We start from the raw sequence: 12,772 nt of genomic DNA on the forward strand, positions 1-12,772 counted from the left end.
CAAGCAAGGCACAAAGCTTGTGACAGAAAACTGTCAGGAGGGTATATTCAGCCCATGAAACGCTCTGACCGATTGCTGTCCATTATCACCTTACTGCGCCAAACAGGCCCGCATCTGGCCGAAGATATCGCCGCACAGCTGGGGGTCACCGTCCGCACGATTTACCGCGATATGGATACGCTGCGACAATCCGGTGTGCCTGTGGTCGGTGAACGCGGCACAGGTTATTACATCACCGCCCCTGTGACCCTGCCCCCGATCAACCTGACCATGACGGAACTAGAGGCGCTGCATATCGGCCTGATGGCCGTCGCGCAAAGTGGCGAAGAGGACCTGCAAGACGCCGCACAATCACTGGCGGATAAATTGGACGCCGTTTTGTCCGAAGACATCGAAACATCGGTGCAAGGGTTGGCGCTGAAACCCTATGCCGAAACCGGCCGCGCGTTGCGGCACTTGCCTGCCTTGCGCCAATCCATTCGCGCCCGTCAAAAGGTGGATATTTCGTTGGGTGACAGGCAATTTACCCTGCGCCCGTTGTCAGTCGATTATTGGGGCCGCGTCTGGACCTGTGCAGGGTGGAACGAAACCGACCGCGCCTTTGCCGAATTCCGTGTCGATCAGATCGAAAGCTTGCGCAAACTGCCGTCTTTGTTTGTGCAAGAGGCAGGGAAAACGCTGGACGATTTCAAACGTCAGAGGGAAACACGAAACACCGGTCGCGGCGGATCATAAGCCACAACGCGGTGCCCACCTGCGGCAAGAAAACGTTTGGGACCTGCGCCTTTAGGATCGACCCATCGTAATCCATGCGGAATTCGACCAGGCTTTCCGATCCCATAAATCGCGCACGGGTCACAACGCCGCGTGCCGGCACGCCGTCTTGGGGTGTTGGGTTTGGGCCGCGACCATCACGGTCGAAATCAATGCGCAAATGCTGCGGACGAATCACGATGTCGACCAAACGGCCGTTTTGCTGACCTGGGCACAAAAACCGCCCAAACGGCGTTTCGGCCTGCGCATTATGGACCTGACTGCGGATCACATTCACATCGCTGAAAAATGCGGCCGCGGCGCGATCGACGGGCGTGTTGTAGACGTTATAGGGCGCGCCTTGCTGCACGATTTTACCGCGGCGCATCAGGGCGATTTCATCGGCCATGCGCATGGCTTCGGCAGGTTCGTGGGTGACCAGCAAAACGGCCGCGCCTTCGTCCTTTAGCACTTCTAGCGTTTGGTCGCGGATGCCATCGCGCAGACGGTTGTCCAGCCCCGAAAACGGTTCGTCCATCAACATAATCCGTGGACGCGGCGCCAGTGCCCGCGCCAGCGCAACACGTTGCTGTTCACCACCCGACAATTCATGTGGATAGCTGTCGACGTGGCGCAGCATGTCCACCTTGTCCAACAAGGCGTCGACCCGAGGTTTATTGTTGGAATATCCCCCCTTTAGGCCGAATGCGACGTTCTGTGCGACGGACAAATGCGGGAACAACGCAAAATCCTGAAACATCAGGCCGATCGAACGCCCTTCTGGCGGGACACGGAAAACAGTGTCGCACACCAGATTTCCGTCGACGAAAATCTTGCCGCTGTCTTGCATATCAACGCCTGCGATAATGCGCAGCGTCGTGGATTTGCCGCAGCCCGATGGCCCCAACAAACAGGTCACCTGACCCGGTTGCACCTGCAGCGATACATCATCAACGACATTCAGCCCGTCGAACTGACGTTTGATATTCTGGATTTCTAAGCGCGGAGTATTGGGCAACAATCTACTTCTCTTTTCCGACAGGATTGATCGGATTTAGACAGGCATTATCAATCTGACGCCTTTGGGGCAAGGGTGCGCAAAGTATCACTGCGGGCGTTTACGTTTTGGTCGGTTCGCCGTATATATACCGGAATAGGAATGAGTAATTTTGACATAAGACTTTTCAGTTGGTCTTTGTCTGTAATAATCAGGCCAGAAATTTACTGACTGGCCGCAAAAAAGAAACGCGAATGCCCCACTCCAAACGTCAAAGCTCTGCTCAGGTACTGAGCGTATATCACGCCGATGATATATTTGTATCGAATGGCGTAGCCGAAGGGGACGGGCTGTCCTTTGCCGATGAATTGGTGTTTGACGATGTGTATCAGATCAAACCCACCGCAACGCGGCATCGTTTGGCCCTGCACATCGACGGATCGATTTCCAAAATGGCGGTCGGCGCCGGATCCGACATGGGCAAAGCTGGCAACGCTTTGTATCTGGATTGCGTTATTACGTTCATGGCGTCGGACGGGACTACCCACGAAGGAATCGTGATCGTCGAAGTCGAAGATGGCGGCGTCGAAGACATATTCTTTATGCCATTGTCGCAAATGTCGGCGCAGGCAGATTATCGTTTGGTTGGCGTTGGCCGCGACGACGCCCTGACCCGTTTTGCAGAAATGAGCTGTGTGTCCTTTGCCAAAGGCACCCATATTACGCTGGGGTCCGGCGAACAGCGCAAAATCGAAGACCTAAAGGTCGGGGACAAAGTTTTGACCCGCGACGACGGCCAGCAGGAAATCCGCTGGATTGGTCAGAACACCCTGCGCGCGACGGGTGAATTCGCCCCTGTCCTGATCAAAGCAGGCACGCTGCATAACACGCACGACCTGATCCTGTCCCCTGACCACCGCATTTTTGTCTACCAACGCGAAGACAAATTGGGCGCAGGGCGGTCCGAGCTATTGGTGCGTGCACGCCATTTGATAAATGGTGATACGGTGCAGCAAATTGACGGCGGATATATCGATTATTTCCAGCTGCTGTTTGACGACCATCAGATCATCTATGCCGAAGGTATCGCCGCGGAATCGCTATTGCTGGATGAACGGACCCGCAACGCGCTGCCCAAAACAGCCGAAGCTTACCGTCACGCGCACCGTCACCACATGGATTACGAAGTGCAGGAAAAACTGCTCAAATCGGGCAATGCAGCCGATCTGCTGCGCAGTGCGTCAACTAGGTGACACTAAACGTATAGGGCCTCTAATTTTTTCACGCCGCTTTCCGTCTACGGGATCAGACCGAGAAAAAGCGCGGGAAAACTATGCTCGATACAGGCCACATCAACAAAGACCTCATCCAGACACGTTTGGCTATGCACGGCCTAACAGATCAAGAAGTCGCTTTGCTGCGCCGCAACAGCACAAAATTCATCGCGGCCATCCCCAAAGCAATCGAAGCATTGCTGGCGGTTGTCGGACAGCACGAAAAATACGGCAGTCATTTTGACAAGAACCCGCAGGCGTTGGAAAAAACCGGCCAACGTTTGGCCGAGCATTGGACCTATGTTGCCAAATGCGACTTTAACGATGGATACGTCGCATCGGTAAAACGCATCGCGTCGATCCACACCCGTATCAATTTGGATCCGCACCTGCAGATGGCCGGATACACGCACATGCGCGCTGCATTTATCAAACATACTGCGGGCCACGGCATGTTTGGACGACGCAATCATAAATTGGCTGATGCGATCAGCCGCGTTGTAACGTTGGACATGGATTTGTCTTTGTCGCTGTTTCTGGAATCCAAAACCAACGAAAACCAAGAGCTACGCAGACAACTGTCGAACGATTTCAGCCAGACATTGGGCGGGATCGTGGACACACTTGCGGGATCGGCTCAGCAGACGTCTAGCAGCGTGCAAGAAGCATCCGAAGCCGCAACAGAGCTGTTTGCGTCGATGAACGACATTCGCGAAAAAATGGGCCATGCTGCGTCCGTTTCCGAAACAGCGGCATCGCTGGCTGACAGTGCCAATAATCAGGTCACCAGACTGGCTGAAAAGGTCGATACAATTTCCGAAGCCGTCCACATGATCAGCGAAATCGCGAATAAAACCAATCTGCTGGCGCTGAACGCATCGATCGAAGCTGCCCGCGCAGGCACCGTCGGACGCGGGTTTAATGTGGTCGCAGGCGAAGTGAAAAACCTAGCCGCGCAGACCACCCAAGTGACCGAAAAAATCAACGGTCAAATCGCATCCATTCGCAAAGAAACAGATCAGGCCGTTAACAACGTGAACTGTATTCTAAGACAAGTAAATGAAATGACGCATGCATCGGAAACGGTAAAGCATGCTCTGACCGAACAAGGTACACGACTGGGCACAATCATCCGCACCAGCGTAGATCAATCGCGCATCGGCAGCCAGAATGTGGCCGAACAGGCCAATTCTTTGCGCCAGACAGCTGAACGGTTCCTAAAAGGCATCGTTTCGCTGGGCCGCAACTGACGGATTACCTTGTCAGCGCAAGCAGGGCGGAATATAGCCAGCGTCATGTTGGATACGAACGAAAATCGCCCCGCCCTGCCCGCTGAAATTGCGCGTCGTCGTACGTTTGCGATCATTTCGCACCCGGACGCTGGTAAGACGACTCTGACGGAAAAGTTCCTGCTTTTCGGTGGCGCAATCCAGATGGCTGGTCAGGTCCGCGCCAAAGGCGAAGCCCGCCGGACGCGGTCAGACTTTATGCAGATGGAAAAGGACCGCGGCATTTCGGTGTCCGCATCCGCGATGTCATTCGATTTTCGCACCTATCGGTTCAACCTAGTTGATACGCCCGGCCACTCGGATTTTTCCGAAGATACGTATCGCACGCTAACGGCCGTGGACGCGGCCGTTATGGTGATCGACGGCGCAAAAGGTGTGGAAAGCCAGACCCAAAAACTGTTCGAAGTTTGCCGTCTGCGCGACCTGCCGATCCTGACGTTCTGTAACAAAATGGACCGCGAAAGCCGCGATACATTTGAAATCATCGACGAAATTCAGGAAAATCTGGCGATCGACGTGACGCCGGCCAGCTGGCCCATCGGCGTCGGCAAAGATTTCGTTGGCTGCTACGACATCCTGAACGACCGTTTGGAATTGATGGACCGCGCAGACCGTAACGTGGTTTCTGACAGCGTCGAAATCAAAGGCCTCGACGATCCAAAGCTAAAAGAATTGGTGCCTGCCCACCTGCTGGAACAGTTCCTAGAAGAAATCGAAATGGCGCGCGAATTGCTGCCTGCGCTGGACCCTCAGGCGGTCATGGACGGCACGATGACCCCGATCTGGTTCGGATCCGCGATCAATTCGTTCGGCGTCAAAGAATTGATGGACGGCATCGGCAAATACGGCCCCGAACCACAGCCGCAAAACGCCGACCCGCGCATCGTGAACCCCGAAGAAAAGAAAGTGTCGGGTTTCGTGTTCAAGGTTCAGGCAAACATGGACCCCAAACACCGCGACCGCGTGGCGTTTGTGCGTCTGGCATCGGGCCATTTTAACCGCGGCATGAAATTGACTCACGTCCGCACGAAAAAACCGATGGCGATTTCGAACCCCGTGCTGTTCCTTGCCTCGGACCGTGAATTGGCCGAAGAGGCATGGGCCGGCGACATCATCGGCATTCCGAACCACGGCCAGCTGCGCATCGGCGACACGCTGACCGAGGGCGAGGCGCTCAAGGTCACGGGCATCCCCTCCTTTGCGCCTGAATTGCTGCAAAACTGCCGCGCGGGCGACCCGATGAAAGCCAAGCACCTGGAAAAGGCGCTGATGCAATTCGCCGAAGAAGGCGCAGCAAAGGTGTTCAAACCCGCCTTTGGCTCCGGTTTCATCGTGGGCGTTGTGGGCGCGCTACAGTTCGAAGTATTGGCCAGCCGCATCGAATTGGAATACGGCCTGCCCGTTCGTTTTGAACCATCCCAGTTCACCAGCGCGCGCTGGGTACAGGGCGACAAAACGGCGGTCGATAAATTCATCAACGCCAACAAACAGCACATCAGCCACGATAACGACGGCGACGTGGTGTTCCTGACCCGATTGCAATGGGACATCGACAGGGTCGCACGCGACTATCCGGACGTGACATTGTCTGCGACCAAAGAAATGATGGTTTAAAACGCAAGCGCCCTTTTCGGGCGCTTGTTTTTTAATTTAAAAATGACTTTCAGACCTAATAAAACGCCGACGTAAATCACGGCCTCGGGCAAAGAAATCAGTAAGTTTTCGTTCAGGGTGAAGGCGCCGTTCATAGCCAAAAATTGCAGAAACTGGCCAACGATCATGACGAATACCACTAACAAAAATGCATAGTGGGTTAATTTTTCTGTCCCCCTAAAATCGAAAGCAACGGCAAGTGTTATCCAGTGGATCAGCAGGATCACAAATGTCGATAGCAATGACATACGCATTTGCGCAGAGCGCTGTAATCCAAACAAAAATTCCAAATCAAATTCGGAATGCGTTAGGCGCAGATATACGTTCGTCAGGCATATCGACACGCTCCATACTATCGAAACCGAAAAAATGACCAGCTCTGGAATCGTGTGAATCCATACGGTGAAAAGGCTGACTGTTATAAAAATCATACAGACCAAAATCACGCCTGACATAGCAGGCAGGTCAGGATGCCACGATAAAAGCAAAGTGCTATCAGCGGCGATCGAATAAGTGGCGGCCAGTAAAGTATAAGTAATCAAAAATAGCCCGCAGACATTCCTAATCCGGAGTGCCTTTTGGACATACGCAGCATCCGGCATAGAAATATCCAAAACCCAAATTTTGCGCGTTATGCTATCAGACAATCGCGCAAAAATCTGTAAAAAAAATCAGGACTGGTCTTTTGCGCGCTCCGCACAATACGCAAAAATCGCGCAAGCGGCTAAGAACATCAATGTCATCGTTGGGTAGGACATTTGATTATACAGTTTTTCAATCTTGGGAATGGATTGATTGCCAATTTTCAAAATCCCGATTGCCCCCAACATCGCCCAACTGACAACGGTCAAACCAAAGGCGAAATACCTGACCTTTTGTTTACCTAATGCCGCGCTAAGCAATGCCAAAGACAACACAATAAAGCCAAATGTCGTCATGTACGACATGCCGTCTGTTGGAAGAAGATTGAAACCAAAAATGTTGTCCAGTTGCCAATTCGGACTGGTTAATTTTAACGCAAGCCCGAACCCGCACAGCGATACAAGCCACAACAGCGATACCGAAAAGGTGATGACGTCAAAACTGCTGCGTAAACGCGAGGTCATCAAACCAATGCCAAGCAGCATAAAAGAAAATGACGTTGATGGGACCATCGCAGCATTCACCCCACCCCAACGCACCAGAAATTGAACATCCAGCCCCCAACCCGCGCAAAGCCCGACAAAGCCGTACAGCGCAATAAATGCGCCTGCATATTCTATCAGCACTTTTTGGTGGGCATTCATATTCATTGACCTAGCCCTATAGGAAAATCTTCACTCAATTGAACGTCATCAATCACCCTAATGTTAGACGTAACTATACGATATTCGCAACAATTATGAACCAAATCGTTCAGTTTACTACCCTGAATTGTACCCTTGGCGACAGGTGCAATCGGCTTTGATTATCTGGCAGTTGCGGTCAGGGAAAATGCCGCCAATCCCGCGGTCGCAGCAAATAACAAAACCAGTGTAGGAATAGACATCTGGCCGTATAACGTAATCGCAAATGCGATGTCTGGGCTCCACATTTTTACAATGGCGGCGATGAACAACATAAACGCGGCGACAGATACCAAAGCCAGCACATAGTTTCTGACCTGCGACTGTCCGATTGCCATAATAACGAGCGATACAGCAAGCAGCGTAATTCCCAAACCCGTACCCCACGCCATCCCGTCGGTAGCGCGAAGGTCAAAATTCACAACATCGACAAAGTTCTGGGTCGGCAGGCTAAAATTCTGGCCCGCGATGGATCCAAATAAAACGAATATTCCAATCAGAGATATTACAAAAATCAATTGTTCGACCATGGACTGCAAACGCACCGTCATCATGCAACTGTCTAGCATTATGAAACACAAAGCTGTTGATGGGACCATCGCAACCGAATTGGTGGCACCGCGCACGATTGGGTCTATTCCCATACCCCATCCGATCAATAGCGCGACCACGCCATAGATCGCAACAAAGGCGCCTGTGTAGTCGATTACCCTAGAACCTTGCATAACAGCACCCCGCACAACCATTGGCCGAAACCCTAGCACGGAAGGAAAAGTTTTATACGCTTATCCGCAAGCCCTATACGAAAGAGTCCATGCGTCGAGATTCCGACGAAATAACCGATCCGTCGCGCAAACATTGACCATAGCCCCCGAACACGATAGACAGCGCCCAATCCCAACCAGGGATTATGACGGGGACGCTTTGGTAAATTTCTGTGTCCCAGAACCCCCGACCCAAGGGTGGGTCGCATATTGGACGCACATGACGAAATTCACCGATCTTAACCTTGATGCCAAGGTACTAAAAGCAATTGCCGAAGCCGGCTATGAAAGCCCGACCCCAATTCAAGCGGGCGCAATTCCCCCCGCACTAGAGGGTCGCGACGTTCTGGGCATTGCCCAAACGGGCACCGGAAAAACCGCTTCGTTTACGTTGCCAATGATTACCCTGCTGAAACGTGGCCGTGCCCGTGCACGCATGCCGCGGTCGTTAGTTTTGTGCCCGACACGCGAATTGGCTGCACAGGTCGCTGAAAATTTCGATGTCTACGCAAAACACACCAAACTGACCAAAGCGCTACTGATCGGCGGCGTGTCGTTCAAAGAACAGGATGCTGCCATTGACCGCGGCGTTGATGTTCTGATCGCCACGCCTGGTCGTTTGATCGACCATTTTGAACGCGGTAAATTGTTGCTAACCGGCGTTCAGGTTATGGTCGTCGACGAAGCCGACCGTATGCTGGACATGGGTTTCATCCCTGACATCGAACGCATCTTTAACCTGACACCGTTCACCCGTCAGACGCTGTTCTTTTCGGCCACCATGGCGCCGGAAATCGAACGCATCACCAATACCTTCCTGCAGGCTCCGGCCAAGGTGGAAATCGCCCGTCAGGCCACCGCGTCCGAACGTATCGAACAAAACGCCGTTATGTTCAAAGCATCGCGCAAGGATCGCGCTTCTAGCGAAAAACGCAAAGTTCTGCGCGCATTGATCGACGCACAGGGCGACACGCTGCAAAACGCGGTGATTTTCTGCAACCGTAAATCCGACGTGGATATCTGTTACAAAAGCCTGTCGAAATACGGTTATGACGCGGCTCCGATCCATGGCGATCTGGACCAGTCGCAGCGTAACGCAACGCTGGATAAATTCCGCGCTGGCGAAATCAAACTGCTGGTCGCATCCGATGTGGCTGCGCGCGGTTTGGATGTGCCTTCGGTGACCCACGTGTTTAACTACGACGTGCCTGGCCACCCCGAAGACTACGTTCACCGCATCGGCCGCACAGGCCGCGCGGGCCGTGATGGCAAGGCGATCATGATCGTTGAACCACGTGACGAAAAGAATTTCGATGCCGTTGAAAAACTGATCGAAAAAGAAATTCCGCGTTTGGACAACCCTGTCAATGCCGAAGAGCCAAAGCCAGAAGCCGACAAAGCAGAAAAGCCAAAGCGCACGCGCAGCCGTCGTAAAAAATCCGACGAACCTGTGGCAGAGGTCACCCAAGAAGCCGCGCCAAAGGTTGAAAAACAGCCTGAACAGAAACCACGCCCCGCGCGTGGCCGTTCGCAGCGCCGTGACCGCGACGAAGACGTTATTGGCATGGGCGACGATGCCCCAGCGTTCATCCGCCTTTCCTTTGCGGAGCGTCGGGCGGCCAGCTAATGACCCGCCTGTTGGCATTACTATTTCTGCTGCTGCCCTTATCGGCAGCGGCAGAGGTTTGCACCGTACGTGTCCACGCGATGGACATTACGATCGACTCGGCACAATTCACGGATGATGATTTGGCGGTTTCGACGGGCGAACAGTTGATGACAGCGCCCAAACAAATGTGGGCGACCCTGCGTGGGACCCTGCCCCCCTGTTCATCAAATACCACGCTGACCTTTATGGCCAGCTTGATGGAAACCTACACCCCCAACGGGTATTGTCTGGAATTCGGCGACAATGATGCGGGGTATTTATTACTGCCTGGCACCAGAAATTTTCGCGGTCACTGCGAAAAAACAACCTGCAAACGTGTGAACGCGGCCGCAGAGGAAGTGTCGGCCATCAACACGCAGATGCGCAGCATCTTTGGTCGTCCCCCCAGTTTCGAAGAAATCGCGCGCACCGAAACGTTAGGGGCTATGGCGATCAAAGGCAGCGACAGGCTGCTGCGCGGACAATTAAACAACATCGCGACAACTGCAATTTTCACCGCGTTGGGCGCGCCAGAAATATTGGCGGCCTCAACGGTAACGGTCGTGGCCCTACAGGGCGCTGCGTTTCTGTGTCACGATTGAAAAAGGCGGCCAATTGGCCGCCCGTCTCTTTAGCTTAGCCGACTGACGATCACCGTCACTTCGGGTTTTTTACCAATTTCATTCTGGCACGAATTGCGGACCACGCGGCGCAGTTCTTTGTCCAATGCGTCATCATCCAGTAGCGTTTTGTCGTCTGCGCGGTTGATGTATTGGCTCAGGTCTTCCTCTAACACATCGACCAACGGCGCGTTGTTGCGGCCCATTTCGGCCAAGCCCATGGTTTCACACCACGGATCGCCCAGTGGTTCGTCATGTTCGTCGATGATCATGGTTACGACCACATGACCGTTCAGCGCCATGCGGATACGGTCGCGCACGATGCCATCAAACTGGCCGATCTGGACGCTACCATCCAAATAGGTACGGCCCGTTTCGATGAACCCGCAGACCTGCGGCTGATCGCCTGTGATATCAACCATCGTACCGTTGACCGCCAAGACGCCAGTGATCCCGTTTTCGGCCGCCAGTTTAATGTGTTCGCGCAGATGGCGGTGTTCGCCGTGCATTGGAACGACCATCTGCGGTTTAATGATTTCATGCAGCGTTTTCAGGTCAGGACGGTTTGCGTGACCCGATACGTGATACAGACCGCCGCGATCATCGATCACATCTACGCCCATTTCCGACAGATTGTTCATGATGCGGATCACCCCGCGTTCGTTGCCGGGGATGACTTTGGACGAAAACAGAAATGTATCGCCCTCTTTTAACGACAGGCCCAGATATTTGCCTTGGGACAGTTGCGCGCTGGCGGCGCGGCGTTCGCCTTGGGACCCAGTTACCAGCAACATCAGGTTTTCGCGCGGCAGGTGCTGTGCGTCCTCCGGGCTGATCACGGATGGGAAACTGGACAACACGCCGGTTTCCAGACCTGCTTCGACCATACGGCGCATCGCGCGGCCCAGCAGAACAATCGAACGCCCTGCTTTTTCGCCTGCCATTGCCAGCGTTTTTACACGCGCGATGTTCGACGCAAAGGTGGTCGCCACGACCATCGCAGGCTGGTTCGCGATCAATTCGACCAGTGGGTCGTTCAGCTCGGCTTCGGACCGACCGGGGGCTGGCGAAAAGACGTTGGTACTGTCGCACATCAGGGCCTTAACCCCTGGTTTCGCGATTTCGGCCCACATATCGTCATCAAACGGTTCGCCCACAACTGGCGTGCGGTCGATTTTGAAATCGCCCGAATGAACAACGCGGCCCTTTGGCGTGTCGATGACCAAACCGCTGCTTTCTGGGATGGAATGCGAAATCGGGGCGAACGACACTTCGAACGGGCCAACCTGAGTGCGCGCAGGGTACGCGCCGACGGTTTTCACGATGCCATCAGGCAGGTGTTTTTCCTGCAATTTGCGCGACGCGATATTGGCGGTAAAGGTCCGCGCATAGATAGGAGCACCCAGACGTTCCCACAGCAGGCCAACAGCGCCTACGTGGTCTTCGTGGGCATGGGTGATAAAGATGCCTTCGATCTGTTCTTTGCGGGCCTCTAGCCACGCGATGTCTGGCATGATCAGATCAACGCCCGGCGTGGTATCCATGTCAGGGAAGGTCACGCCCAGATCAACGACGATCAGCCGTTCTTTGTCTGGCGCGCCATAGCCGTAGACGTAGGCATTCATGCCGATTTCGCCAGCACCGCCCAAAGGCATATAGATCAATCGTTCTTTGGTCATTTCAGATCCTTATTAAAATCATTGATCACGGTTAAACCGTGCATTGTCAGATCATCTTCGATCACGTCGAATAGCTGATCTACCTGTTCAAATAGACGGGCAAGCCCGCCTGTCCCGATGACTTTCATCGGCGCATCATATTCGTCGCGGATGCGCGCGCAGATTTCTTTCACAAGGCCGACATAGCCCCAAAACACGCCTGATTGCATACAGGCAACGGTATTTGTTCCGATCACCCGATCTGGGTGACTGATATCGACATGCGGCAGGGCCGCCGCCGCATGGTGCAGCGCCTCTAGGCTCAGGTTCACACCGGGGGCGATCACGCCGCCAACATAGGCGCCATCGGATGCAACAACGTCGAATGTGGTCGCAGTGCCAAAATCGACGACAATCAGGTCTCCGCCATGGCGGGAAAACGCGCCCGCCGAATTCACCAAACGGTCAGGGCCAACAGTGGTTCCCGCGTCAACGCGCGGCGCGGTCGGCAGTGCACAATCGGGTTTGCCAACGACCAGCGGCCGACAGTTGAAATACCGATCCGCCAGAACACGCAGGTTGAACACAACGCGCGGCACCGTCGAACTGATAATCACCTGATTGATGTCCAGTTTCATGTCTTGGTGCGCCATCAGCGTAGACAGCCAGACGAAATACTGATCAGCCGTCCGCTGATGGTCGGTCGCAGTCCGCCACGTCGTTATGAAATCGGACCCGTTCCAGATCGAAAACACCGTGTTCGTGTTTCCGCAATCAATACAAAGAAGCAT

General features: G+C 53.8%; 12 protein-coding genes. 6 read left to right on the plus strand and 6 right to left on the minus strand.

The window, feature by feature from the left end; genetic code table 11:
* Positions 1-54: 54 nt before the first annotated feature.
* Positions 55-735, plus strand: coding sequence for a helix-turn-helix transcriptional regulator (locus ACXAGA_RS00505; RefSeq protein WP_475115572.1), 681 nt, complete (start codon positions 55-57; stop codon positions 733-735).
* Here ACXAGA_RS00505 and ACXAGA_RS00510 read toward each other — a convergent pair.
* Complete coding sequence (locus ACXAGA_RS00510; protein ID WP_475115573.1) at positions 689-1,774, minus strand: ABC transporter ATP-binding protein; 1,086 nt, start codon at positions 1,772-1,774, stop codon at positions 689-691. The two genes, ACXAGA_RS00505 and ACXAGA_RS00510, sit on opposite strands and share 47 nt — an antisense overlap.
* A 230-nt stretch (positions 1,775-2,004) precedes the next feature.
* Between ACXAGA_RS00510 and ACXAGA_RS00515 the strand changes: the two genes are divergently transcribed.
* The 3 genes from ACXAGA_RS00515 to ACXAGA_RS00525 all read left to right on the plus strand — a co-directional run bounded on the left by ACXAGA_RS00515 (position 2,005) and on the right by ACXAGA_RS00525 (position 5,927).
* Complete coding sequence (locus tag ACXAGA_RS00515) at positions 2,005-3,003, plus strand: Hint domain-containing protein (RefSeq protein WP_475115574.1); 999 nt, start codon at positions 2,005-2,007, stop codon at positions 3,001-3,003.
* 80 nt (positions 3,004-3,083) lie between these two features.
* The gene (locus ACXAGA_RS00520; RefSeq protein ID WP_475115575.1) at positions 3,084-4,274 is read left to right on the plus strand and encodes a methyl-accepting chemotaxis protein; all 1,191 of its coding nucleotides are present in this window, start codon (positions 3,084-3,086) and stop codon (positions 4,272-4,274) included.
* 45 nt (positions 4,275-4,319) lie between these two features.
* Positions 4,320-5,927 carry a peptide chain release factor 3 gene (locus ACXAGA_RS00525; RefSeq protein WP_475115576.1) on the plus strand — a complete coding sequence of 536 codons (1,608 nt, stop codon included), beginning with the start codon at positions 4,320-4,322 and terminating at the stop codon, positions 5,925-5,927.
* Here the strand turns inward: ACXAGA_RS00525 and ACXAGA_RS00530 are convergent.
* From ACXAGA_RS00530 to ACXAGA_RS00540, 3 genes are all read right to left on the minus strand, one after another.
* Entirely contained in the window at positions 5,924-6,568 is a 645-nt protein-coding gene (locus ACXAGA_RS00530; RefSeq protein ID WP_475115577.1) for a hypothetical protein, read from the minus strand. The two genes, ACXAGA_RS00525 and ACXAGA_RS00530, sit on opposite strands and share 4 nt — an antisense overlap.
* 69 nt (positions 6,569-6,637) lie before the next feature.
* Positions 6,638-7,258 carry a hypothetical protein gene (locus ACXAGA_RS00535; protein WP_475115578.1) on the minus strand — a complete coding sequence of 207 codons (621 nt, stop codon included), beginning with the start codon at positions 7,256-7,258 and terminating at the stop codon, positions 6,638-6,640.
* A 155-nt stretch (positions 7,259-7,413) separates the two neighbouring features.
* Complete coding sequence (locus ACXAGA_RS00540) at positions 7,414-8,016, minus strand: hypothetical protein (RefSeq protein ID WP_475115579.1); 603 nt, start codon at positions 8,014-8,016, stop codon at positions 7,414-7,416.
* Between the two features lie 259 nt (positions 8,017-8,275).
* On the opposite strand from ACXAGA_RS00540, the gene ACXAGA_RS00545 reads away from it, so the two are divergent.
* Entirely contained in the window at positions 8,276-9,682 is a 1,407-nt protein-coding gene (locus ACXAGA_RS00545) for a DEAD/DEAH box helicase (protein WP_475115580.1), read from the plus strand.
* Positions 9,682-10,305, plus strand: a complete 624-nt coding sequence (locus ACXAGA_RS00550; RefSeq protein ID WP_475115581.1) for a hypothetical protein — start codon at positions 9,682-9,684, stop codon at positions 10,303-10,305. The genes ACXAGA_RS00545 and ACXAGA_RS00550 overlap by 1 nt, the downstream gene beginning before the upstream one ends.
* A gap of 29 nt (positions 10,306-10,334) precedes the next feature.
* Here the strand turns inward: ACXAGA_RS00550 and ACXAGA_RS00555 are convergent, their stop codons facing one another.
* Both ACXAGA_RS00555 and ACXAGA_RS00560 read right to left on the minus strand, forming a co-directional pair.
* On the minus strand, positions 10,335-12,002 hold the full coding sequence (locus ACXAGA_RS00555; RefSeq protein WP_475115582.1) for a ribonuclease J: 1,668 nt from the start codon (positions 12,000-12,002) through the stop codon (positions 10,335-10,337).
* Entirely contained in the window at positions 11,999-12,772 is a 774-nt protein-coding gene (locus ACXAGA_RS00560; protein WP_475115583.1) for a type III pantothenate kinase, read from the minus strand. The genes ACXAGA_RS00555 and ACXAGA_RS00560 overlap by 4 nt, the downstream gene beginning before the upstream one ends.

It is taken from the genome of Marivivens sp. ABH4_498, from assembly GCF_056160585.1.